The sequence below is a fragment of the Haemophilus sputorum HK 2154 genome, assembly GCF_000287615.1.
Lineage (GTDB): Bacteria > Pseudomonadota > Gammaproteobacteria > Enterobacterales > Pasteurellaceae > Haemophilus_A > Haemophilus_A sputorum.
Map to the genome: position 1 here is coordinate 541961 of NZ_ALJP01000009.1, position 25494 is coordinate 567454.

The 25494-nt window shown below is 38.8% G+C and carries 23 protein-coding genes; 7 read left to right on the forward strand and 16 right to left on the reverse strand.

Annotated elements, in window-relative coordinates:
* Nucleotides 1-252 precede the first annotated feature (252 nt).
* The 8 genes from thiI to pgsA all read right to left on the reverse strand — a co-directional run bounded on the left by thiI (nt 253) and on the right by pgsA (nt 9757).
* A complete protein-coding gene (gene thiI / locus HMPREF1128_RS05060) occupies nt 253-1704 on the reverse strand; it encodes a tRNA uracil 4-sulfurtransferase ThiI (protein WP_007524437.1) in 1452 nt (483 codons plus the stop codon).
* A 113-nt stretch (nt 1705-1817) separates the two neighbouring features.
* Nucleotides 1818-3116 carry an adenylosuccinate synthase gene (locus HMPREF1128_RS05065; RefSeq protein ID WP_007525331.1) on the reverse strand — a complete coding sequence of 433 codons (1299 nt, stop codon included), beginning with the start codon at nt 3114-3116 and terminating at the stop codon, nt 1818-1820.
* 76 nt (nt 3117-3192) lie between these two features.
* Nucleotides 3193-4080: a protease modulator HflC gene (gene hflC, locus HMPREF1128_RS05070; protein ID WP_007524857.1), complete on the reverse strand. Its 888-nt coding sequence runs from the start codon at nt 4078-4080 to the stop codon at nt 3193-3195.
* Nucleotides 4080-5273, reverse strand: coding sequence for an FtsH protease activity modulator HflK (gene hflK / locus HMPREF1128_RS05075; RefSeq protein ID WP_007524161.1), 1194 nt, complete (start codon nt 5271-5273; stop codon nt 4080-4082). The genes hflC and hflK overlap by 1 nt, the downstream gene beginning before the upstream one ends.
* 162 nt (nt 5274-5435) lie before the next feature.
* A complete protein-coding gene (gene trxA, locus HMPREF1128_RS05080) occupies nt 5436-5753 on the reverse strand; it encodes a thioredoxin (protein ID WP_007525543.1) in 318 nt (105 codons plus the stop codon).
* A gap of 134 nt (nt 5754-5887) precedes the next feature.
* Nucleotides 5888-7180 (reverse strand): nucleobase:cation symporter-2 family protein, encoded by a 1293-nt coding sequence (locus tag HMPREF1128_RS05085; protein ID WP_007524633.1) that lies wholly within the window; start codon nt 7178-7180, stop codon nt 5888-5890.
* Nucleotides 7181-7325: 145 nt separating this feature from the next.
* A complete protein-coding gene (gene uvrC, locus HMPREF1128_RS05090; RefSeq protein WP_010129744.1) occupies nt 7326-9164 on the reverse strand; it encodes an excinuclease ABC subunit UvrC in 1839 nt (612 codons plus the stop codon).
* A 41-nt stretch (nt 9165-9205) separates the two neighbouring features.
* On the reverse strand, nt 9206-9757 hold the full coding sequence (gene pgsA, locus HMPREF1128_RS05095; RefSeq protein WP_007524739.1) for a CDP-diacylglycerol--glycerol-3-phosphate 3-phosphatidyltransferase: 552 nt from the start codon (nt 9755-9757) through the stop codon (nt 9206-9208).
* Nucleotides 9758-9911: 154 nt separating this feature from the next.
* On the opposite strand from pgsA, the gene HMPREF1128_RS05100 reads away from it, so the two are divergent.
* The 5 genes from HMPREF1128_RS05100 to greB all read left to right on the forward strand — a co-directional run bounded on the left by HMPREF1128_RS05100 (nt 9912) and on the right by greB (nt 13764).
* Entirely contained in the window at nt 9912-10577 is a 666-nt protein-coding gene (locus tag HMPREF1128_RS05100) for a Bax inhibitor-1 family protein (protein WP_007525525.1), read from the forward strand.
* 49 nt (nt 10578-10626) lie between these two features.
* The gene (locus HMPREF1128_RS05105) at nt 10627-10962 is read left to right on the forward strand and encodes a TusE/DsrC/DsvC family sulfur relay protein (RefSeq protein ID WP_010129743.1); all 336 of its coding nucleotides are present in this window, start codon (nt 10627-10629) and stop codon (nt 10960-10962) included.
* Nucleotides 10963-11080: 118 nt separating this feature from the next.
* Nucleotides 11081-11893, forward strand: a complete 813-nt coding sequence (locus tag HMPREF1128_RS05110) for a 5'-nucleotidase, lipoprotein e(P4) family (protein ID WP_007524638.1) — start codon at nt 11081-11083, stop codon at nt 11891-11893.
* Nucleotides 11894-11989: 96 nt separating this feature from the next.
* Entirely contained in the window at nt 11990-13276 is a 1287-nt protein-coding gene (gene pepB / locus HMPREF1128_RS05115) for an aminopeptidase PepB (protein WP_010129740.1), read from the forward strand.
* Nucleotides 13276-13764 (forward strand): transcription elongation factor GreB, encoded by a 489-nt coding sequence (gene greB / locus HMPREF1128_RS05120; protein WP_007524353.1) that lies wholly within the window; start codon nt 13276-13278, stop codon nt 13762-13764. Before pepB ends, greB begins: the two co-directional genes overlap by 1 nt.
* Before the next feature lie 68 nt (nt 13765-13832).
* Here the strand turns inward: greB and HMPREF1128_RS05125 are convergent, their stop codons facing one another.
* Nucleotides 13833-14858 carry a glycosyltransferase family 9 protein gene (locus HMPREF1128_RS05125; RefSeq protein WP_007523978.1) on the reverse strand — a complete coding sequence of 342 codons (1026 nt, stop codon included), beginning with the start codon at nt 14856-14858 and terminating at the stop codon, nt 13833-13835.
* Between the two features lie 102 nt (nt 14859-14960).
* On the opposite strand from HMPREF1128_RS05125, the gene HMPREF1128_RS05130 reads away from it, so the two are divergent.
* Nucleotides 14961-15983: a glycosyltransferase family 9 protein gene (locus HMPREF1128_RS05130; protein ID WP_010129738.1), complete on the forward strand. Its 1023-nt coding sequence runs from the start codon at nt 14961-14963 to the stop codon at nt 15981-15983.
* Between the two features lie 67 nt (nt 15984-16050).
* Here HMPREF1128_RS05130 and rpmE read toward each other — a convergent pair whose 3' ends face one another.
* From rpmE to potA, 7 genes are all read right to left on the reverse strand, one after another.
* Entirely contained in the window at nt 16051-16263 is a 213-nt protein-coding gene (gene rpmE, locus HMPREF1128_RS05135; RefSeq protein WP_007524365.1) for a 50S ribosomal protein L31, read from the reverse strand.
* Between the two features lie 215 nt (nt 16264-16478).
* Nucleotides 16479-18410 carry a threonine--tRNA ligase gene (gene thrS, locus HMPREF1128_RS05140; protein WP_007524996.1) on the reverse strand — a complete coding sequence of 644 codons (1932 nt, stop codon included), beginning with the start codon at nt 18408-18410 and terminating at the stop codon, nt 16479-16481.
* 301 nt (nt 18411-18711) lie between these two features.
* Nucleotides 18712-19713: a Holliday junction branch migration DNA helicase RuvB gene (gene ruvB, locus HMPREF1128_RS05145; RefSeq protein WP_007524975.1), complete on the reverse strand. Its 1002-nt coding sequence runs from the start codon at nt 19711-19713 to the stop codon at nt 18712-18714.
* 37 nt (nt 19714-19750) lie between these two features.
* Entirely contained in the window at nt 19751-20356 is a 606-nt protein-coding gene (gene ruvA, locus HMPREF1128_RS05150) for a Holliday junction branch migration protein RuvA (protein WP_007525177.1), read from the reverse strand.
* Between the two features lie 119 nt (nt 20357-20475).
* On the reverse strand, nt 20476-21243 hold the full coding sequence (potC, locus tag HMPREF1128_RS05155; protein ID WP_007525438.1) for a spermidine/putrescine ABC transporter permease PotC: 768 nt from the start codon (nt 21241-21243) through the stop codon (nt 20476-20478).
* Nucleotides 21243-22103 (reverse strand): spermidine/putrescine ABC transporter permease PotB, encoded by an 861-nt coding sequence (gene potB / locus HMPREF1128_RS05160; protein ID WP_007525304.1) that lies wholly within the window; start codon nt 22101-22103, stop codon nt 21243-21245. The genes potC and potB overlap by 1 nt, the downstream gene beginning before the upstream one ends.
* A complete protein-coding gene (potA, locus tag HMPREF1128_RS05165; RefSeq protein ID WP_007525377.1) occupies nt 22093-23205 on the reverse strand; it encodes a spermidine/putrescine ABC transporter ATP-binding protein PotA in 1113 nt (370 codons plus the stop codon). Before potA ends, potB begins: the two co-directional genes overlap by 11 nt.
* Nucleotides 23206-23436: 231 nt before the next feature.
* Between potA and rep the strand changes: the two genes are divergently transcribed.
* A complete protein-coding gene (gene rep / locus HMPREF1128_RS05170) occupies nt 23437-25461 on the forward strand; it encodes a DNA helicase Rep (RefSeq protein WP_007524001.1) in 2025 nt (674 codons plus the stop codon).
* The last annotated feature ends 33 nt before the right edge of the window (nt 25462-25494 follow it).

The following is a 25494-nucleotide window of genomic DNA, read 5'->3' on the forward strand; positions in this document are numbered from 1 at the left end:
ATGCGATCGCATGCTATTGACAGCACAGAGAAGTGCGATTTTGAAGGAAACGCTCAGTAGAAATTGAAAGGATTGTTTCCAAAAGAGAATGAATTCTAACAAAAAATTGTTATTTAATCAAATTTAAGAAACTATAGTCTATTTACGCCTCTATTTTGGTGCGTTCTTTTATAATGTTCTTAGCTTCTAAAATAAAAATCTGCATCTAATCAGTTAATAAACCTTTTAATGCAGATTTCTTTATTTACCTTTCTATTTCATTCGAAACACTTTTACATTGCTAAAGCCATTTTCCTTGAGATAGAGTGCTTGTAATTTACTCATTACGCCACGCTGGCAATAAAGCAAATATTGTTTAGATTGATCTAAACTGCCAAACTGGCTGGATAACTTATAAAATGGCAATACTTTAACAGTGACACCTTCTAAAGTGAATGGCGATTCTTCTGTTTCTTCTGGACTTCTAATATCTAAAATCACATCATTTTCACCTAATTCAGAAGTAGTTTCTACGGATGTAACTTCTTGCTCTGTTTGCTGAGCAATCTCACGAATATCTAAATATTTCGCTTGTTGAACCGCTTCTTCCAATACATCAAAGTTAAAATGCCCTTCTTCTTCAAGAATACGGCTTTCAATCGCCTTCACAGTTGGATTTTTAGAAATTACCCCACAAAACTCTGGCATAGATTTTGCAATATCATCCGTACCAATCGTTTTCGCCATTGCAATAATTTGCTCTTTATCATGGGTAATTAACGGACGAAGTACAAGCGCATCGGCTGCTTTATCAATTAAACGTAAGTTAGTTAAAGTTTGGCTAGAAACTTGACCTAATGCTTCACCCGTCACAATCGCCTGAATATCAAAACGCTGTGCCACTTTACTTGCTGCACGAACCATCATACGTTTTAGTACAACCCCCATTTGTCCGTTATCGACTTTTTCTAAAATCTCTCCAACCACATTCTCGAAATTGATTGCGACAAAGCGGACTTTATGCGAAGTACTGTAACGGCTCCAAATATGGTATGCCATTTGTTTCACACCAATTTCATGCGCAGCACCACCTAAATTAAAGAAACAATAATGTACACGTGAACCACGACGAATCAACATATAGCTTGAAACGCCAGAATCAAATCCGCCAGAAATCAATGATAATACATCTTCTTGCGTACCAATTGGGTATCCCCCCAAACCTTCATGACGTGCTTTAACCAGTAACATTTTATCGTGCTCAATATCAATGCGAATTGTTACATCGGGTTGGGTCAATTTCACACGCGCACTTTCAATATGTTGATTCAGTCCACCACCAACATAACGTTCAACATCTAATGAACGGAACTCATGTTTTCCTTTACGGCGCACACGAACGCAGAACGTTTTACCTTCAAGTTGTGGACGAACTTGAGCCAATGTTTGTTCAAAAATATCGTGCATCGTTTCAAATGGATATTCTTCTACTTCTAAAATATGGTGAATGCCCGGAGTACGTTGCAGCAAATCAAGCACCATTGGTGCTTCTTCTGCAACTTTGGCGCGAACTTCAATAAAATCCCAATTACGAATAACCGCCACATTTTCAGTTTCACGCAGCAAGACATTACGGATATTGGAAGTTAAAATTTTGATAAAGCGTTTACGTACCGAATCGCTTTTAATCATGATTTCAGGGAAAAGTTTAATAATAAATTTCATATGAGATTCTAATTTAGTAACAAGCGGTCGTATTTTAAAAGAATTTTACCAAATCTAAAATAAAAACACGGAGAAAGGCTCTCCGTGCTTAGTTTTAGTTTCGCGTGAGTAAATTATGCTGCAAATGGATCGCGTAAAATCATTGTTTCAACACGATCTGGGCCGGTTGAAAGAATATCAACTGGTACGCCAACTAATTCTTCAATACGTTTGATATAATCTAATGCAGCTTGCGGAAGCTCTTCACGTTTCGTTACACGGAAAGTATTTTCAGACCAACCAGGTAATGTTTCATAAATTGGCTCAACACCTTCCCAATCTTTCGCTGCAAGTGGTGCATATTCTACCACTTCGCCATTTGGTAATTTATAAGCTGTACAGATTTTTAACTCTTCAAAGCCATCTAATACGTCTAATTTCGTCATACAGAAACCTGAAATAGAGTTAATTTGCACTGCACGACGAACCGCTACCGCATCAAACCAACCACAACGGCGAGGACGACCAGTTACAGAACCAAATTCGTTTCCTTTACGAGCAATTTCTGCACCAATGTCATCAAATAATTCTGTTGTGAATGGGCCACTACCTACACGCGTACAGTATGCTTTAATAATGCCTAGTACATAATCTAAGTGACGAGGACCAAAACCTGAACCAGTAGCCACGCCACCTGCGGTTGTATTTGAACTAGTTACGAATGGGTAAGTACCATGGTCAATATCTAACATTGTACCTTGCGCCCCTTCGAATAAAATGTTTTCGCCAGCTTCACGTGCTTTATGCAATAACGTGGTGATATCCGCAACCATCGATTTAATCACATCTGCAACCGCAAACACTTCATCTAAGGTTTTTTGGAAATCGACTGGTTCAACTTTGTAATAATGTACTAACTGGAAGTTGTAATAATCAAGGTTCGCTTTTAATTTTTCTGCAAATGCTTCTTTATCAAATAAATCACTTACACGTAAACCGCGACGAGCAACTTTATCTTCATAAGCAGGGCCAATACCACGACCCGTAGTACCAATTTTATTTTTACCTAATGCATTTTCACGCGCGTGATCCATTGCAATATGGTAAGGCAAAATTAATGGACAAGCTTCTGAAATTTTTAAACGCTCACGAACATTAACACCACGTGCTTCTAATTCACCCATTTCTTTCATTAGCGCATCTGGGGAAAGTACAACACCGTTACCGATTAAACAAGTCACGTTATCATGTAAAATGCCGCTTGGAATTAAGCGAAGAATTGTTTTTTCGCCATTGATAATTAAAGTGTGTCCTGCATTATGGCCACCTTGGTAGCGTACTACATACTTCACACGATCCGTTAATAAATCAACAATTTTACCTTTCCCTTCATCGCCCCATTGCGCGCCGAGAATTGCCACACTTTTACCCATAGGAATTGCCTCTTTTTGGTTGAGTTTCATTTAAAAACGTAAAAAAGACCCTAAAATGAGGGTCTTTTAGATACAACTATTTTGTTGGTGATTTCATAAAACGTAAGAAATCGCTGTCAGGTTTCACAATCAACATATTTGATTGACTTTCAGTAAAGCTTGCTTCATAAGCTTTTAAGCTACGCATAAACGCATAGAATTCAGCTTCACTACCCAAAACATTGGTATAGATTCTCGCCGCTTCAGCATCACCAGCACCTTGAAGTTCTTCAGCTGTTTTCTTCGCATTCGCTTCAATTAAAGTTACTTTCTTATCTACTTCAGCACGAATAAACTCTGCTTTTTCTTCCCCTTGCGAACGGTGTTCACGTGCGACCGCATCACGCTCTGCACGCATCCGTTGGTAAATAGAAGAAGACACTTCATTTGGCAGGTTAATTTGCTTAACGCGAACATCTACCACTTCAATACCTAATTTTTCAGCACCGCTTTCACCACTGTTTAAAGCTTTTTGTGCACCAGCCATCACTTCACCGCGTGAGCCTGAAACAATATCTTTAATAGTTCGGGAACCGATCTCTGAACGAAGACGATCATTCACTTTACTGCGTAATAAATCTTCCGCCTTTTGGTAATTCCCGCCCGTTGAAGTATAAAATTGTCCAAAATCGCTAATTTTCCATTTTACATAAGAGTTGACGAGTAAGTCTTTTTTCTCAACTGTAATAAAACGCGCTTCTTTCGGATCAAGTGTCTTAATACGTGCATCTAAACGTTTCATGCTATCAATAAACGGCACTTTAAAATGAAGACCCGGATCATAGACAACCACTTTTTGCTCCGCATCACGCTGAACTTTATTAAAGCGTAGCATAATGCCACGTTCGCCTTCAGACACAATAACAATAGATTGAAACAGTACAAAAGCACATATCGCTATCACAGGTAATAATAATTTACGCATTAAAATCTCCCCTTGCGAACACTTTCAACAGTTTGGGCTACTGGCTGTACGCTTTTTTCAACGACAACTGGCGTAGGTGCAGTGTTCTCCACATTTGAAGGTGGTTGTACAGGTTCTTTTTTCACCTCTTGCACACTATTTTTATTTAGCATCTTATCTAATGGTAATACGTTTAATTGTGATGAGCCTTCCATCACAACTTTTGGTGTATTTGCCATCACTTTTTCCATTGTTTGTAAATACAAACGCTCACGCATCAACTCTGGTGAAGCCTTGTATTCAGGCAATAATTTCGCTAAGCGAGCGGCTTCCCCTTTCGCTTCTAATACGACTTTTTCTTTATAAGCCGTTGCTTGTTCAATAATGCGTTGTGCTTGACCGCGTGCTAGCGGTTCTTTTCCACGAGCATAAGCCTCAGCTTCACGAATTAAGCGTTGTTCATCTTCTTGCGCTTTAATCGCATCATCAAAAGCAGCTTTCACTTCTTCTGGTGCGCGCGCATCATCTAAGTTTACTGCGATTACGGCTAAGCCCATATCGTAAGCATTGATAATTTTATTAAGCTCTTCACGCGTTTTTTCACTGACCGTTGTTCGCCCAGTGGTTAAAATATCGTCCATTTTCATATGGCCAACCACATAACGTAACGCACTATCAATTGCTTGTCTTAAGCTATCTTCAGGATTATCTACCTTAAATAGATATTTAGCTGGATCTTCAACACGATATTGCACAGTCATTTCAACCTGCACCATATTTTCATCTTGGGTCAACATTGCCCCTTTGGTGCTTAATGGCGTGACTAATTGCACATTGACTGAACTCACACTGTCAATAAATGTAGGTTTCCAGTTTAAACCCGGCATAACAACTTCATGTAATTTACCAAAACGTGAAACCACACCACGTTCCGCTTCTTGCACGGTATAAAAACCCGAAACACCCCAAACCACAGCAGCGATACCTAAAATAGCAGGTAAAAATTTGCCGAATGTAAACGAAGACGGATTATTTCCATTGTTATTACTACCACCCATTTTTTTTAATAAGCTAGAAAATGCTTCTTCTAAATCAGGTGGTTGTTGATCATTCTTTTGCTTTGGCTCTTGTGCCGAACCTTGTCCTTGTTGTTCAGACCTCTTTTGTCCTGGTCTTCCCCAAGGATCTTGATTGTCTGATAAATGAAACGACATAAATTGCTCCCAAAAACATTTCAGGCCCAAAACAGGCATGAACAAAGATTGTACCTATTTGCGCTTGATTTTGCTAGGCTTTACCGAATAAAAGCGGTCATTTTTAACAATTTTTTTGCAAATAAAAAGGCGAGGATGCCTCGCCTGTAAAAAGAATTTTAATTATAGCGCTTGTTCAACAAATGCTGCTAATTGTGATTTTGGTAATGCACCTACTTGAGTCGCCACTACTTGACCATTTTTAAATAAAATTAATGTTGGAATAGAACGAATACCGAATTGCGCTGGAATTTGTTGGTTTTCATCTACGTTTACTTTTGCAATTTTTGCACGGCCAGCAAACTCTTCTGATAACTCATCTAAGATTGGTGCCACCATACGGCATGGACCACACCACGGTGCCCAAAAATCTAATAACACTGGGACATCTGATTGTAATACTTCTTGCTCAAATGTGGCGTCAGTTACTTGTAAAGTCATAGATACATCCTTAATTGAAAATTTAATGAATAAGAAAACGCCACCGCAAAATGCCTGTGGCGTTTGGTTGCGTGTAAGATAAGGGTAACCGAAAAAGATTTCAAGTGACTTTTTCCGATTACATCAATCAATAATTATGCTTTATCTTCTGGCAAAATTAAGTTCAGCACTAATGCCAAAATCGAACCAACCGTAATCCCTGAGCCAAAAACTTCTTTAAAGAAACTTGGTAATTTGTCTAATAATTCTGGGCGCGTAGTCACAGCTAAACCACAGCCAATGGAAATTGCAATAATTAAACCGTTACGTTTAGAACGCTCAACTTTGTCTAACATTTGAATACCGGCTGCAATAATCATTGCAAACATCATTAGCCCCGCACCACCTAGCACAGGGCTTGGAATAGATACAATTAACGCACCAAACCATGGGAAGATACCTGCGAAAACTAATAATATTCCCATAACAGTAACCACATGACGACTTGCTACACCCGTTAAAGAAATCACGCCAATATTTTGTGCAAATGATGAGAATGGTGTAGTAGACATAATTGCAGCAAATGCAGAACCTAAACCATCACAAAGTACCCCACCACGTAAGTGCTTACCGGTAATTTCAGTTTGTGTTGCATTACCTAACGCTAAAAAGTTGCCGCTAGATTCAACGATGGTAACCAAATAAGCAATAGACATTCCAATAATCCCCGAAATCGGGAATGCCAAACCAAAGTGAAGCGGTTGTGGAATCGCTACCGCATCTGCACTTTTAACCGCGCTGAAATCAATCAAGCCTAACGCCAATGACACGAGATAACCAATCATCATCCCAATCACTATTGCGGCTGCAGAAAAAATACCTTTCCCCCATTGTACTAAAATAACCACAAGCACTAACACAAAAGTTGCCATCGCTAAGTTTGCTGGATCAGCATAATGAGGATCACCTTTTTGCCCACCCGCAAACCAGTCGACCGCAACTGGAATCAAACTTAAACCAATCATCATAACCACGACGCCTGTAACCACAGGTGGGAAAAGTTTGCGTACATACGGCATAAAGAAACTGCCGATAATCATTACGAATGAACCAACCAACGATGCCCCTAAAATACCTGCAACACCGTGTTCACTAAATCCAATAGCAAGCGCTGCAGCCACAAAGGTAAAACTTGTGCCCATTACACTTGGTAAGCGAAGGCCAATCGGGCCAATTCCTCGACATTGAATAATGGTTACCACACCAGAAACTAATAAAGCAGCATTGACTAATACAATCGTATCTGGGGTCGGGAGCTTTAATACGTTACCAATCACTAATGGTACTGCGATAATGCCGCCAAGCGCAGCAAGAAGATGTTGGAGGGCTAAAAGAAGGGTTAATCCGAACGGTGGTTTAGCATCCACCGGATAGCGAAGTTGTTGCATAAGATCCTCAAAAGAAAAAAACTTGGCGCATTATACGGCTTTACCAAACATCACGCAAACGTTTGCTTATTTGAAATATAAAAAAACAAGCGGTCAAATTTTCAAACAATTTTGCGAAAATCTCTAAAAATTTAACCGCTTGTTATTAACTATTTTGTAGCGTATCAAAAATGACTTCTGCTAAGGCTTTAGAAATACCTGGCACGGATTGAATCTCTTCTAAGGTTGCAGATTTTACTCCTTGCATCCCGCCTAAATACTTCAATAATGCCTGACGGCGTTTTGCGCCTACGCCAGCAATCGACTCTAATCCACTTTCAGTAAACGCTTTTTGACGTTTTTTGCGATGCCCGCTGATCGCATGGTTATGCGATTCATCACGAATATGCTGAATAAGATGCAACGCAGGACTATCAATTGGTAAGTGAATTTCTTTATCCCACTTACTGATAATCAGCGTTTCTAAACCAGCTTTCCGCTCGACGCCTTTTGCCACACCGATCAGCAATGGCTTGCGCTTATCCCATTCAACCTGTAAACGATCGAAAACTTCTAACGCACGATTAAGTTGCCCTTTGCCTCCATCAATAAAAATAATGTCTGGAATTTTTTCAGGTGGAAGTGGCTTGTCATAACGTTTTAACAGTGCTTGCTCCATCGCCGCATAGTCATCTCCGCCAGTAATGCCTGTAATGTTAAAACGACGATAATCCGATTTTAATGGCCCATTTTCATCAAAAACCACGCAAGAAGCGACTGTTTGCTCGCCCATAGTATGCGAAATATCGAAACACTCCATGCGTTTAATCGCTGGCATTTTTAGCAAATCTTGTAAAGAATCATACCGCTTGCGAATGTTGTCATCTTGTTTTAATTGCAGTAACAATGCGGCTTCAGCATTGGTTCTTGCTAAGGCAAGATAACGATTCTTCTCTCCTCGTACGCTTTTATCAATAATGCTAACTTTGTGGCCAGCTTGCTCACTCAATAATTGTGACAAAGCTTCAGCATCAGAAAGTTTTTGATCGAGGATGATCTGATTTGGCATTGTTCGATGTGGATTCATCTGCAAATAAAACTGCCCAACAAAAGTATCTGCTAGTTCAGTTAAATCGGTATTATTCGGCACTTTTGGAAAATAAGAACGATTACCCAACACTTTGCCGTGGCGCACAAACAGAATATGCACGCAAGCTAGACCGTGTAAATACGCAATAGAGAGAATATCTAAGTCATCGATGCGATCATTGCTGACAAACTGTTTTTCTTGTACTGCGCGTACGGCTTGAATTTGATCACGAAAACGTGCAGCCGCTTCAAAATCTAAATCGGCAGCCGCGGTTTCCATTTTTTCTACCAAATGCTGTACCACTTGGCTATCCTTGCCTTGTAAAAATAACCGTACCAGATTCACTTGTTGCGCATAAGCCTCTTCACTGCAATAGCCTTCGACACAAGGCGCTAAACAACGCCCAATTTGATATTGCAAACACGGCCGAGAACGGTTTTTGTAATAGCTATCTTCACATTGTCGAATAGGAAATAACTTTTGTAATAAATTCAAACTCTCACGCACTGCACCAGCATTCGGATAAGGGCCGAAATACTCACCAGCAACTTTTTTGCTCCCACGAAAAGACATTACACGTGGATGTTTGTGCTTGGTTAATAAGATATAAGGATAAGATTTATCGTCACGCAGTAAAACATTATATTTCGGCTGATTTTCTTTGATGTAGTTATGCTCTAACAGCAATGCTTCCGTTTCAGAATGGGTAATCGTCGTTTCAATATGCGCGATGTTAGCAACCAGTGCTTCGGTTTTCTTACTAGCAAGCTGGCTACGAAAATAGCTTGAAAGGCGCTTTTTGAGATCTTTGGCCTTACCAACATAGATAATCGTATTGCTGGCATCATACATGCGATAAACACCAGGCAAATGCGGGACATCCGCAAGAAAGGATTTAGAATCAAATTCAGACATAATAATAAAAAAATCCCCTTCGTCAAAGAAGGGGGAAATCATTAGAATTTTAATAAGCTTGATTTGGAGGCTTGTAAATATTGCAGCATCGACCAAATCGTCAAAATAGCTGCCACATATAATAGAATAAAAGCTAAAATTTCCATAAATTCACTTTGGCGCCATAACATGCCACCAAGTGCGAGCATTTGTGCGCTTGTTTTAACTTTCCCCCAAATAGAAACCGCCACACTTGCTCGCTCTCCAATTTCCGCCATCCATTCTCGCAATGCTGAAATTAAAATTTCCCGTCCAATCATAATACAAACTGGAATCGTCACCCACCATGTATGGTAATACTCCACCACACAAACAAATGCCACCGCCACTAAAACTTTATCCGCAACTGGGTCTAAAAATGCACCAAGACGAGTGGTTTGATTCCACTTACGGGCAAGATAACCATCAAAAGCATCTGTTATTGAAGCAATAAAGAAGATCAACGTTGAAATTTCAGGCGCATACCATTGCGGCGGCAAATAAAACGCCATCACAAAAAGCGGAATGAGCACCACTCGAAACAGGGTTAAATAGGTTGGAAAATTTAGTTTCATAATGCAAAGTTGCGGAGGTTAATTTTTCGATGAAAGTGTATCATATATTTTGCAGATTTTTCGATTGACTTTAATAGTATTTACCGATAATTTGTACAAGATTTATTTAGATCAAATCTATTGTGATCCAATTCTTATTTAATACGGAGAAATTATGGAAAATCGTTTAGCGCATAGCAGCGCACAATCTGAATCGCTATTATCAACGCATAAAGTACTTCGTAATACTTACCTTTTACTTAGTATGACGTTGGTTTTCTCATCTGTAATCGCTTTTGTTGCGATGTCAATGAACGCACCAGCACTACCATGGTGGGGCGTACTTGCTGGCTTCTATGGTTTATTATTCCTAACCAATGCAACAGCTAACAGTGGCGCAGGCATTTTAAGCGTGTTCGCTTTAACCGGCTTTTTAGGTTATACCCTAGGCCCAATTTTAAACCGCTATTTAGGTGCAGGTTTGGGTGATGCTGTCGCATTAGCATTAGGCGCAACTGCATTAGTTTTCTTTGCATGCTCTGCTTACGTGTTAACCACCAAAAAAGATATGTCGTTTTTAAGCGGCATGATGATGGCACTATTTGTGGTGTTATTAGTGGGTGTGATTGCCAATATTTTCCTTCATATCCCAGCATTAAGCTTAGCGTTATCAGGTTTATTTGTCATCTTCTCAAGCGGTGCAATATTACTAACCACAAGCAATATTATCCACAATGGTGAAACGAACTATATTCGCGCAACCGTAGATTTATATGTTTCACTGTATAACTTATTCGTCAGCTTCTTACAAATCTTCGGCGTATTAAGCAGCGACGACTAATCACTAAATCTAATATAGGAGAGTGCCACAATTGTGGCACTTTTTATTGATGCATACTATTTCACTTAATGATCAAAACTACCCGACTGATGAAGCGGGTTACCTCAAAAACCTTTCAGACTGGTCTGAAGCCTTAGCAGAAAAAATCGCTGAAAAAGAACGGATCCTATTAACACCAGAACATTGGGAAATTATTTATTTAGTGCGTGATTTCTACGAGGAATATCAAACCTCTCCCGCCATTCGTATGCTTGTTAAAGCAATGGCACAGAAATTCGGCGAAGAAAAAGGCACTAGCCGATACTTACAACGTCTATTTCCTGATGGCCCAGCCAAACAAGCTACAAAAATTGCTGGATTACCCAAACCTGCAAAATGCTTATAAAATTAGACCGCTTGTTTGTAGCCTAAATTTTATAGACAGTGATCCTCAAAAGGAGTAACATTTCACACATTCATTATTAAATCGTTTTTTCATTTCACACTAGCAAAAGGAAATTACTATGAAGCAATTCAAACTTTCTCTTATGGTTGTTACCACAGCATTAGCTATTTCAGCTTGTACCTCTAAACCTGTGCACCACGCTGAAACACAATTACAGCAACAAGCAGTAATGGGTATTAACTGGATGCAAGAATCAGGCGAATATCAAGCATTAGCATACCAAGCATTTAACAGCGCAAAAGTTGCATTCGACCAAGCAAAAGTAGCAAAAGGTAAGAAAAAAGCCGTGGTAGTAGATTTAGATGAAACCATGGTAGATAACAGTGCTTATGCAGGCTGGCAAGTGAAAAACAACCAACCATTTGGTAGCGAAAGCTGGACGCGTTGGGTTAACGCGCGTCAAACCCCTGCAATTCCAGGTGCAGTGGAATTTAACAACTACGTTAACAGCCACAAAGGTACCGTGTTCTATGTTTCTAACCGTAAAGATGACGTAGAAAAAGCCGCAACTATTGATGATATGAAAAAAGAAGGCTTTACCGGTGTAAGCGAACAAACGTTATATTTGAAAAAAGACAAATCAAACAAATCTGAACGTTTTGCTGATATTGAAAAACAAGGCTATGAAATTGTTGTTTACGTAGGTGATAACTTAAACGACTTCGGCGATGCAACTTATAAAAAATCTAACGCAGAACGTCGTGATTTCGTCAAAGCAAACCAAGCAAAATTTGGTAAAACATTCATCGTATTACCTAACCCGAACTATGGTGACTGGGAAGGCGGTTTAGCGAAAGATTATTACAAAGGCGATGCACAAAGCCGTGTAAACATCCGTATGAACGCAATTCGTGCGTGGGACGGTAAATAATCTCCTCTCTCTTTTCAAGCGGTCGGATTTATCTCTATTTTTGCAAAATAACGATAAAATCTGACCGCTTTGTTTTTTTAAGGACTTCTTATGACGATGCAAATTTCGCTTTCAACAACATCTGCACCTGAACAATGGGGTAAAAATGCGCTCCTCTCTGCAAATGAATTAGGCATGACAATTCATGTTAAAGATTTTGACGATCACAGTGCTATTCAACGTGCAGCAAGAAAAATTAAATCTCAAGGAATTGAACAAGTCGCCCTTAACGGTGAAAACTGGGGGCTAGAACAATGTTGGGCATTTGAACAAGGTTTTTACAGTGTAAAAAATCCAGGAAACGTGCAATATCCAGTATTGTCAAAACAAGCTGAATTTGAACAACGTCGTCAATGCACAGCTTTCTTGCGTGATGTGATTAACGCCCCTTCTGATGAACTTACGCCCCAATTATTAGCAGAAAAAGCAGCACATTTCTTAACAGAACAAGCTAAGTCTGTAGGGTTAGAAAATGCCATTAACTATAAAATCATTTCAGGCGAAGCATTGCGTGAGCAAGGTTATGTTGGGATTTGGACTGTCGGAAAAGGTTCTGCCAATCCACCAGCGATGTTGCAGTTAGATTTTAATCCAAGTAACGATCCGAATGCCCCTGTACTGGCTTGCTTAGTTGGCAAAGGCATTACTTTTGATACTGGCGGCTACAGTTTAAAACCAAGTGACTCTATGAGCACCATGCGCACTGACATGGGAGGCGCCGCGTTAATGACGGCTTCTCTAGGTTTTGCGATTGCTCAAGGCTTAACTCAGCGCGTTAAATTATACCTCTGCTGTGCAGAAAATATGGTTAGCCATAATGCCTTCAAATTAGGCGATATTATTCGTTACCCGAATGGCGTAAGCGTGGAAGTGTTAAACACGGATGCAGAAGGTCGCTTAGTATTAGCTGATGGCTTAATTGAAGCCGATAAACAAAATGCCAAAATGTTAATTGATGCCGCAACGCTGACTGGCGCAGCCAAAGTTGCTGTTGGCAACGACTACCATAGTGTACTTTCTCTAGATGATCAGCTAGTTGATGCGCTGTTTGATGCAGCGAAAACAACACAAGAACCATTCTGGCGTTTACCTTTTGAAGCGTTTCATCGTCATCAAATTAGTTCGCAATTTGCAGATATTGCTAATATTGGTTCAGTGCCTGTTGGTGCAGGTGCAAGTACGGCTACCGCATTTTTATCTTATTTTGTGGAAAATTACGCCAAAAATTGGCTACATATTGATGCTTCTGCCACTTTCCGTAAAACGCCATCTGATTTATGGGCGGCAGGTGCAACGGGCTTAGGTATGAGAACGCTTGCACAATTATTATTGAGTAAAGCGTAATGTCAAAATCAAATTACATCACCCGATCAGGCTGGCAAGCATTAGATCAAGAACTTAAGTTTTTGTGGAAAGATGAACGCCCTAAAGTCACGCAAGCTGTTTCTGATGCAGCCGCTTTAGGTGATCGCAGTGAAAATGCCGAATATATTTACGGAAAACGTCGCTTGCGTGAAATTGATCGTCGTATTCGTTTTCTATCTAAACGGCTAGAAGTGTTGCAAATTGTGGATTATCACCCGAAGCAAGAAGGCAAAGTCTTCTTCGGCGCTTGGGTAGAATTAGAAAATGAAGAGGGAGAACTCAAACAATACCGCATTGTAGGTTGCGATGAGTTTTCTCCTGCCAAGAACTGGATTTCAATTGATGCCCCTGTCGCGCGAGCTTTAATCGGTAAAATCGAAGGAGATGAGATTGAAGTAGCCACCCCAAACGGAAAAGCATTTTTGTATGTAAACCGAATTTGGTACGAAAAAGAGAATCTGTACTAATCAACAAGCGGTCATTTTTCTTAATCATTTTGCAATAGCAAAAGAGGAAAGAAAAATGACCGCTTGAATTAGGCTAAATTGGCTTTAACTTGCTTAAAGTCAACTTCATTCACACTCTTATCAAAGCGAATAATCTGTGTTTTAGCTGAATTATTCGGCTGCCAATGCACAAAGTTTTCTTCATCTAAACTATAAAAAGCCACTGTCGGTTTATGAAAACCGCTAGCAATATGCACAATCGCCGTATCTGGAGAAACCACCATTTTTGAATGTTTGATCAACTCAATCGTATCAAAAACGGTTTGTGTTTTCTCAAATATAAAAACATTCGCATAACGCTTGGCTAGTGCCTTCATTTTTTCTGTTACAGCTGGAAAAGTTAGTAACACAATGGATTTTGTTTGCGCTGATAAATGATTTAGCAAAGCGACCATTGAATCTTCATTAAAACGGCGCGCTGAGCCCGCTCCAAAAAAATTCACAGCAACATAATCTTCTAATTGATGTGCTACTAAAAATTCTGCAACTGCTTGAGAAGACTGAGCATTGCTTGGCATATCATATTCCGTGTTAATATGCGAAAAACCAGCGATTTCTAATGCTTGACGATAAATTTCAACATAATGAACTGACTGTGCAGGAATATTCCGATCAAATAATTGATAATCTTCTTTTTGATAACCAATATAAGATTTAGCGCCTATCGTGCGTAAAAATAATAAATCGCGATTACGCAAAGTTAAGGTTGGATCAATCACTACATCATATTGCTCAGCCGCAAGTTTCTTACCACAACGGTAATAATCTAGGATATCTTTCGTTTTCACTAAATATAATGCATCAATATTCGGATTTTGCTCAAACAAGTATGCATTTTGTGCAGAACACACTACCCCAATTTTTGTTTGGGGAGATTGTTTTTTAATTTCACGAAAAACAAAAGAACTCACAATATAATCGCCAATTTTTCCATCTTGTCTTAAAAATAATATGCTTTTAGGGGGAAAAACGGGTGTAGCTTGCGTGTTCTTTTTATCTAAAAAACATTTTCCTAATTTTAGGCGATATTTTCTTAATATGAATTTTAAACGCATTATAGACTCTTTTAAATTCGCGCTATGTTGAAGTTATTCAATCTTCCTTAAGCCAAAAAACTTTGATATATTTTGTTAATACTATCATTAAAAAATTGAAATATGAAATCCTTAATCGCAAAGCTATTTGGGCATAAAAAAAAGAAATTGCCTATAGATTTAAACCAGTGTCAAAGCATATTACTTAAGCCAATTGGCAGCGCTGTGGGTGATACCATTGTTCATCTCGCTCACTTAAGACAATTAAAAAAAGCATTCCCGCATATTAAAATTGGCGTACTCGTAACACCACGTTGTGAGGCACTTTATAAAGCATCTCAAATTGTAGATACACTATTAACAGACAAAGCTTCTAGTTATCTTTCAGAGCGAAAAAAATGGGATCTTTATCTTGATTTTCTTCCCTCTTTTACCTCAAAAAGTATTATTTTAGATGCTTTACTTGCTCCTAAATGGGTAATCAACTTCGGCAAGCGGGCAAAAAAACACTACAATTTACAAACTGTGGAAAATTATGATGAGTCAGTACAGGTGCCAGATCGGACACATTTTAAAGATTATTTAAATTATACATCGTTTGCAAAAGCACTGAATCCTGAGGTTTGCTACGAATTACCACATTTCTCACTCGATCCAGAAAAATCTTATTGGCAAAATAACAATCGTGTAAAAATCTTACTGAACCCACAAGGCAGTACTCGTGCATTACCTGCATTAGAATTAAATCAATTGCTGGAAAATATTGATACCTCGCACTGTCAACTATTAATGACAAATACTCAAGGCAGTGAAGCCTATTTTAGCCAATTAACACCTATGGAAAATTTAGCGTTAGCGCCAAAAACCAATCTTTTCGAATATTTTGCGCTAATTGATTCCGCTGATATTGTGGTTTCTGTAGATGGTGGAGGGGTGCATATTGCTTGTGCGAAATGTAAACCATTGCTAGCATTTTACTCAAATAATGAGAAAACATTATATCAATGGGCACCAGCATCAATGAAAAATACGGAAATTTTGACACTTGTGGGTAAAGCGTTCTCTGAACATAATAATGATACTATGGGCTTTGATATGCAAATTGCTGCTGCTTGGCTTAATCAACAAATTGCAAAATTACAATAACCCCTAACTGTTTAATAGCAAAAAACCTCGCTTTAGCGAGGTTTTTTTCACATATAATTGATTAAAATTATTTTGTGCTTGGGATGCTGAAACGTTTGTTAAAACGTTCAACACGGCCACCAGTATCAACAACACGTTGTTTACCAGTGTAGAACGGGTGGCAGTTGCCACATACGTCTAAGTTTAAGTTTTTGCCCACTGTTGAGCGAGTTTTAACTACGTTACCGCAAGAACATGTTGCAGTAACTTCAGTATATTCTGGGTGAATACCTTGTTTCATGGAGAACCTCGTAAGAAGCCATATCGCTGCTTATCTTGTTTCAAAAGAACCGCTGATAAGTACCATATGTGATTAATAATACGCTAAATCTAAATTTAGCACCAAAAAGAGCCCGTATTTTATGTGAATTTCCTGTGGAGATCAACCAATAAATGAATAAAAACACCGCTGTAAATAGGCTTACAAGCGGTGTTTTTTCTTCAGGCTTTTACAAATTATTCTTCATTTAATAATTTAAGCTCACGTGCACGAACTTGGTTTTTCAAGATTTGAGCAAATTCTTCAACCGCGAATGTGCCTAAATCTGCCCCTTTACGGGTACGTACCGCAATCTTACCTTCTGCGATCTCTTTATCGCCACAAACCAGCATATAAGGTACACGACGTAAAGTATGTTCCCGAATTTTAAAACCAACTTTTTCGTTACGTAAGTCTGCTTTAACGCGTAACCCTAAATCTGAAAGTTGTTTTACTACTTTTTGAACATAATCTGCTTGGCTATCTGTGATGTTCATTACCACAGCTTGAACAGGCGCAAGCCATGCTGGGAAGAAACCTGCATATTCTTCGGTAATGATACCAATGAAACGTTCAATAGAACCTAAAATCGCACGGTGAATCATCACTGGTGTACGACGACCATTGTCTTCTGCGACATAAGAAGCATCTAAACGACCTGGTAAAGCAAAGTCTAATTGAACTGTACCGCACTGCCATTCACGACCTAAACAGTCACGTAATGCAAACTCAATTTTCGGACCATAGAATGCACCTTCACCTTCTTGGATTTCATATTCCAAACCATTATGCGCTAAAGCTGCAGCTAAGCCTGCTTCTGCTCTATCCCACATTTCGTCTGCACCGATACGGTTTTCTGGACGAGTTGAAAGTTTTACTGCAATGTTAGTAAAGCCGAAAGTACTATAAATGTCATATACCATTTTGATGCACGATGTTACTTCAGATTCAATTTGATCTTCAGTACAGAAAATATGCGCATCATCTTGCGTAAAGCCACGAACACGCATTAAACCATGCAATGAACCTGATGGCTCGTTACGGTGGCAAGAACCAAATTCTGCCATACGAATTGGTAAATCACGGTAAGATTTTAAACCTTGGTTAAAAATCTGAACGTGACCTGGGCAGTTCATTGGTTTGATCGCGTATTCACGGTTTTCAGATTGTGTAGTGAACATTAAATCTGCATAGTTTTGCCAGTGGCCTGTGCGCTCCCAAAGTACACGATCCATCATAAATGGACCTTTTACTTCTTGGTAATCGTATTCTTTTAATTTGGTACGAACAAAGGTTTCTAGCTCACGGAAAATTGTCCAACCATCATTATGCCAGAACACCATACCCGGTGCTTCTTCTTGCATATGATATAAATCTAATGCTTTACCAATACGGCGGTGATCGCGTTTTGCAGCTTCTTCTAAGCGAGTTAAATACTCTGCTAATTGTTTTTTATCTGCCCAAGCGGTGCCGTAAATACGTTGTAGCATTTTATTTTTGCTATCGCCACGCCAGTAAGCACCTGCAATTTTTTGCAATTTGAAGTGGTGACAGAAACGCATATTTGGCACATGCGGACCACGACACATATCAATATATTCTTCGTGATGATATAACGCAGGTGTTGCCGTGCGTTCAATATTTTCATCTAAAATAGCCATTTTGTATGGCTCATTACGCGCTTCAAAAGTATCTCTTGCTTCTTGCCAGCTGACGCGTTTTTTCACAACATCGTAGTTTGTTTTCGCTAACTCTAACATACGTTTTTCTAACGCATCTAAATCTTCTTGAGTAAGAGAGCGATCTAAATCTACATCATAGTAGAAACCATTTTCGATAGTTGGACCAATAGCCATTTTTACATCTGGGAATAATTGTTTAATGGCATGTCCTAATAAGTGTGCGCATGAGTGGCGGATAATTTCTAAACCGTCTTCATCTTTTGCAGTAATAATTTCAAGCGTTGCATCTTGGTCAATAATATCGCATGCATCGCGGCGTTCGCCGTTTACGCGACCAGCAATAGTTGCTTTTGCAAGTCCTGCACCAATAGATTGGGCAACTTCTAATACAGAAACTGGATTATCGAATTGGCGTTGAGAGCCATCAGGTAAGGTAATAATTGGCATTTTTTATCCTTTTACAGTGGTAACCCATACGAGAGGTTACTTGTTGATTAAAAATAAAAACCGCTAACAAGCGGTGGAATGTTAAATCATTTTTGCAAATTTACCCGTACAAATAGGTAATAAAGCGAACGAATTTTACCACAAATTTTAGCTTGAAAAAACAAGCGGTCGAATTTCTATAAGGTTTTGCAAAAGTTTACAGAAAGTTAAAACATCAAACCCTTTTTGAAATTTGTTACTACTTCTTTTCATTGAAATTGCAATATCACGCTTTTGGCAATTAAAAGCGTGATATTGCGCTTTAAACTCGCGTTCTTTTTAAATGTTCATAAGTACGATTAGTTGCGATTCGACCTCTTGGTGTACGCTGTAAAAAACCTTGTTGAATTAAATAAGGTTCTAACACATCTTCAATCGTGTCTCGCTCTTCACCGATCGCTGCTGCAAGGTTATCTAGCCCTACAGGCCCGCCATCAAAACGTTCAACAATGGCTTGTAACAATTTAATATCCATAAAGTCAAAGCCTTCAGGATCTACATCAAGCATCGCCAACGCCTGTTTAGCAATAGCTTCACTAATTTCACCATTGTTACGCACATCGGCATAATCTCGCACACGGCGCAATAAACGATTAGCGATACGCGGGGTGCCTCGTGAACGACGTGCCACCTCATACGCACCGTCTGCTGAGAGATTAAGATTAAGGCAATCTGCACTGCGTTTTACAATTGAGGTTAAATCCTCTACGGAATAAAACTCAAGGCGTTGAACAATACCAAAGCGGTCACGTAATGGCGAAGTTAAAGAACCGGCTCTAGTGGTTGCACCCACTAATGTAAAAGGTGGTAAATCTAATTTAATGGAACGTGCAGCTGGCCCTTCACCAATCATAATATCCAGTTGGTAATCTTCCATTGCGGGATAAAGCACTTCTTCAATCGCTGGCGATAAGCGATGAATTTCATCAATAAATAGCACATCGTAAGGCTCTAAATTCGTGAGCATTGCCGCCAAATCGCCCGCCTTTTCCAATACTGGGCCTGAAGTGGTACGAATATTTACTCCCATTTCATTGGCAACAATGTTGGCAAGCGTAGTTTTACCCAATCCTGGTGGGCCAAAAATTAAAAGATGATCTAACGCCTCATTACGTAGTTTGGCTGCTTTGATAAAAATTTCCATCTGCTCTCGCACAGATGGTTGTCCAACATAATCTGCCAAAAGTTTAGGACGAATGGCACGATCAATGACTTCTTCTTCCCGCTTTGGTGCGGCACTAATTATTCTATCTGCTTCAATCATTTTGCAAAAATTTTGTTATTTTTAACCGCTTGTTAAACTAAAGCGCAGCTTTTAAGGCATCACGAATTAACTGCTCGCTCGTTGAGTCAGATTTATTCACTTTCTTAATCATTTTCTCTGCATCAGCCGGCTTATAGCCTAATGCAATTAACGCATCTCTCGCTTCATCTGCTGGATCAGTACTATGGCTTGCAACAATCGTATCAACATGATGCTCTTCAAAGAAATCACTTTGGCTCATACCTTTGAATTTACCTTTAAGCTCAACTAATAAACGCTCTGCGGTTTTACGGCCAATACCTGGAATTTTAGTTAATTTCGCCAGTTCTTCATTTTCTACTGCAGTAGCAAATTGTGAAACTGACATAGCAGATAAAATCGCAAGCGCTAATTTTGGCCCAATACCGTTGGTTTTAATCAGTTCACGAAATAAAGTACGATCCTGTTTTTGCGCAAAACCAAATAATAAATGCGCATCTTCACGCACTACTAAGTGAGTAAAAATGGTAGCGTCATCCCCAACTTGAGGTAAGTTGTAAAAACTGGTCATCGGCAATAACACTTCATAGCCAACACCTTGTACATCAATAACCATTTCAGGCGGCTGCTTTTCAATAATTTTGCCGTGTAATCTTCCAATCATGCTTATTTTCCATTAAAAAAATTGGCATCAGTATAGCAGAAACTGGATAAAAGAACACTAATAAAGCCATTGATTACGGATAAAAAAATAGCCCACTTTCGTGGGCTATTTAGTCTTTATTAAACTTTTTTTCTAACAACTAACTGGCTTAATACAACCAAAGTTAACGAGAAAACAATCATAATCGTTGCTAATGCATTTACCTCTGGTGTTACACCAGTTTTTACTAAAGAGAAGATCTTCAATGGTAACACTTCATAACTTGGGCTAGTCACGAAAGAAGAAACCACAACATCATCTAGTGAGATCGTAAAACTTAATAACCAACCTGAAATAATTGAAGGTAACGCTAATGGTAAAATAATTTTACGTAAAATTGTAACTTCACTTGCACCTAAATCTTTGGCTGCTTCAAGCATTTTGCCATCGAAATCGCTTAAACGTGATGAAACAGTAATTACAACATAAGGTAAACAGAATGTAATGTGCGCAATTAACAGTGATAAGAAACCTAGTTTCACACCAATAATCATAAAGAGCACTAACATAGATACCGCCATAACAATATCTGGCGACATCATGACGACAAATAACATTCCACCAACAAATTGTTTACCACGGAATTTATAGCGATATAGCGCAATTGAAGTTAATGCACCTAAAATTGTCGAAAAAGTTGCTGCAAAAAACGCAATTGTAATTGAGTTCGTTGTCGCGTTAATTAACGTATCATTTGCAAATAAACGCTCATACCAGTTCCAGCTAAAGCCTTTCCAATGCAAACCATAACGGTCTTCGTTAAATGAGTTCACCACCAAAATAATAATTGGAATATAAAGGTAGGCAAACACCGCGAACATAAAAAGATTTCTAAAGGTCTTTTTCATTATTCAAGCTCCACCTTTTTATTCAATAATTTATTTGCACGGTAGTAAACGTATAACATTAGCGCCATTAAAATAGTTAAAGCAATACTTACTGCAGAACCTAATGGTAAGTTATTTGTATTTAAGAACAAGCTCTTAATAATGTTACCAATTAACGGTGTTTTACCGCCACCTAACAAGTCTGCTACATAGAACATTCCCATCGCAGGTAACAACACTAATAGACAGCCTGAAATAATACCCGGCATTGTTAATGGAATCGTTACACGGATGAAACGTTGGAATGCATTAGCACCTAAGTCTTTTGCTGCCTCTAATAAACGGTTATCAATTTTCTCAATTGAAGAATAAAGCGGTAAAATCATAAATGGTAATAGGATATAAACCAAACCAATGATAATAGCCAATTCTGAGTTCAATAAACGTAATGGCTCATCAATTAAACCTAGCGATAATAATGTTTCGTTTAATACCCCTTTTACGCCTAAGAAAATCTTAATGCCGTAAATACGGATCAGTGAGTTCGTCCAAAATGGCAATACCACCAAAAATAATAAAATTGGACGATATTTTGCAGGCATTTTTGCAATCATAAAGGCAAATGGATAGCCAATAATTAAGCAGAAAAATGTTGCAATCGCAGACATTTTAAACGAGTTCCATAACACCGTTGCATAGGTATCATTAAACAACGCTTTATAAGATTCCAAACTGAAACTGAAATCAACAAAATATGCACTTTGACGGTTTTCAGTCAGAAAACTAATAATTAGTACCAAAACATTCGGTACTAACACAAAAAGCAACAACCAACCAAAAATAGTGGCAACTGTGCCTTGTTGGAATTTATTATTCGTCATCGCCTAAGACAACCTCCCAGCCTTCGTGCCATGTTAATGCCACTTTTTGACCAACTTCATGGTCAATATTAGGATCATCTTCATTAAAGAATTCACTTACTAATACGTTCATGCCATTATGATCAAGTTTTACGCTTGATTCTAATGTCATCCCTTTATAGTTACGATCCATAATGTGACCGATAATGGCTTTTGAGCTTTCATCTTCATCTAACTCTTCAATCACAATATCTTCAGGACGTAATAATACTTTCAGTTTTTGATTCGGCTGAACATCAAGATCTTCAACTTTAATATGACAAATTCGACCTTCAACATTCGCCTTCACATTTTTGCTGTCCACACGTTCAATTACGGTTGCATCAAACACGTTGATCTCGCCGATAAAGCGTGCCACGAATAAATTACGTGGTTCTTCATAAATCTCACGAGGTGTACCGTCTTGTGCAATCTTACCGCCATTCATCACGATAATACGATCAGACATCGTTAACGCTTCTTCTTGGTCGTGAGTCACGAAAATAAAGGTAATGCCTAATTGACGTTGCAATGCTTTCAACTCATTTTGCATCTCTTTACGTAATTTATAGTCAAGCGCAGAAAGCGATTCATCTAATAATAAAACTTTTGGTTTATTTACCACAGCACGCGCGATCGCGATACGTTGTTGTTGACCACCTGAAAGTTGCGCAGGTTTTTGTTCAGCACGATCTTCAAGACGCACCATGCGTAAAGCTTCCATAACACGTGGTTTAATTTGTTCATTTGGTACCTTTTGCATACGTAAACCAAATGCCACATTTTCAAAAATGGTCATATGGGGGAATAACGCATAACTTTGGAATACAGTATTTACTGGGCGTTGTTCTGCCGGCACGTTAGATACATCTTGACCGTCCAAAATAATCGACCCGCCTGTTAATTCTTCAAAGCCAGCGATTAAACGCAATGCTGTTGTTTTACCACAACCAGAAGGCCCTAAAATAGTTAAGAATTCCCCATCATTAATCGTGAGGTTTAAATCTTTAAGAATCGTTTTGCTACCATAGCTTTTGGTAACGTTGCGAAGTTCGATGATTGGTTTGTTATCTAACTTTTCCATCTACTGTTGTTTTCTCCAAAGTCGTTGAGGAAAAAGGCAAAGGCAGTCACTGCCCAGCAAAATAAATTGACTTACTATGATATAGCGAATAGCCCCACATGAAAAGGGAAATTTCCCTAAAATGTCTCAACAAGCGGTAAAGTTTGCATAATTTTTTGCAAATTTACCGAGAAATTAGACCGCTTGTTTCCTTTTCGTTAAAATAACCCAAAATTCTTATTCTTCATTCTCATGAAATTAAATCATCAACAACAACAAGCCGTAGAATATATAAATGGCGCTTGCCTTGTGCTTGCGGGCGCAGGTTCTGGCAAAACACGCGTTATTATTAACAAAATCGCTTATCTGATTTCACAATGTGGTTATTTACCAAAACAAATTGCCGCAGTAACTTTTACCAATAAAGCCGCCCGAGAAATGCATGAACGTGTGGCTCACTCTATTGGTAAAGAACAAAGTAAAGGGCTAACCATTTCAACCTTTCATACGCTTGGTTTTGAAATTTTAAAGCGCGAACATAAATTGCTTGGCTTTAAATCCGGTATGACGCTATTTGATGAACATGACCAACTGGCATTACTCAAACATCTCTTGCCGGAAAAGGTTGCTGAAGATAAAGATTTACTTAAAGCACTAGTTTCAACCATTTCAAATTGGAAAAACGACTTACTTTCACCAGAAATGGCGGTACATCACTGCAAATCTGAACGAGATCGCGTTTTTTCACATTTTTATAAACTCTATCAAAATCAGCTCAAAGCCTATAATGCGCTAGATTTTGATGACTTGATTATGCTACCTGTTTTGCTCTTTCGCCAATTTCCTGAAGCGCTTGCACGTTGGCAACAGAAAATTCGCTATCTATTAGTTGATGAATATCAAGACACTAACACCAGCCAATATGAGTTAATTAAACTATTAGTCGCGAGCCATAAAAATTTTACCGTGGTGGGAGATGATGACCAGTCCATTTATTCTTGGCGTGGCGCAAAGCCTGAAAATATGCAACGTTTACGCGAAGATTTTGACTTAAAAGTGATTAAACTTGAACAAAATTACCGCTCAAGCCAACGTATTTTGCATTGTGCCAATATTTTAATTGATAACAATGAGCATATTTTTGATAAGAGAATATTTTCTGAATTAGGCGAAGGCGAAAAGCTCAATGTGATTGAAGCCAAAAATGAGGAACATGAGGCTGAACGCATTGTGGGAGAAATTATTGCCCACCGTTTCTCGAAAAAAACCAAATACAAAGATTACGCCATTTTATATCGTGGCAATCATCAATCACGCTTGTTAGAAAAATTGCTAATGCAAAACCGTATTCCATATAAAATTTCTGGTGGAACCAGCTTTTTCTCACGAACAGAAATTAAAGACATGATGGCGTATTTACGCCTAGTGGTAAATCAAGACGATGATGCTGCTTTTTTACGAATTGTAAACACGCCTAAGCGAGAAATTGGTGCAGCAACCTTAGAAAAACTTGGCTTGTTAGCAAATGAAAAACAAGTAAGTTTATTTGAGGCCATTTTCGATTTTGAACTGATTCATCGTCTTACACCAAAACCGTATCAAGCGTTACAAGACTTCGCTCACTGGATTGTGGAAATTGCTGATCAAGCTGAACGCAGTGATCCTATTGATGCCATTAAAGATTTACTTGCCAAAATTCAATACGAAGCCTATTTATATGAAACCGCTGTTTCGCCTAAAGCCGCAGAGATGCAAAGCCGCAATGTGCAAACACTGTTTGAATGGGTTCAGTCCATGCTAGAAGGTAATGAAATCGAAGAACCAATGAATCTCGTGCAAGTGGTAAATCGGCTAACCTTACGCGATATGTTAGAACGTGGCGAAGATGATGATGAAGCCGATCAAGTCCAGTTGATGACTTTACACGCCTCGAAAGGATTAGAATTTCCACACGTTTTCTTAATTGGTATGGAAGAAGGGATTTTGCCACATCAAACTAGTCTAGATGAAGATAATGTGGAAGAAGAGCGCCGCCTTGCTTATGTAGGCATTACGCGAGCGCAGCAAACGCTAACATTTTCGCTTTGCAAAGAACGCCGCCAGTACGGTGAAATTATCAAACCGGAACCAAGCCGCTTCTTGCTTGAATTACCACAAGACGATTTAGTCTGGGAAAATGAAAAACCACAAATGACTGAAGAACAAAAAGTGGAAAAAACCTCAGCGAATATCGCCAATCTTATGGCAATGTTGAAGGCAAATAAAAAATCAGGTTGATTCAAAGCCAATAAAAACGGAGCATTTTAAATT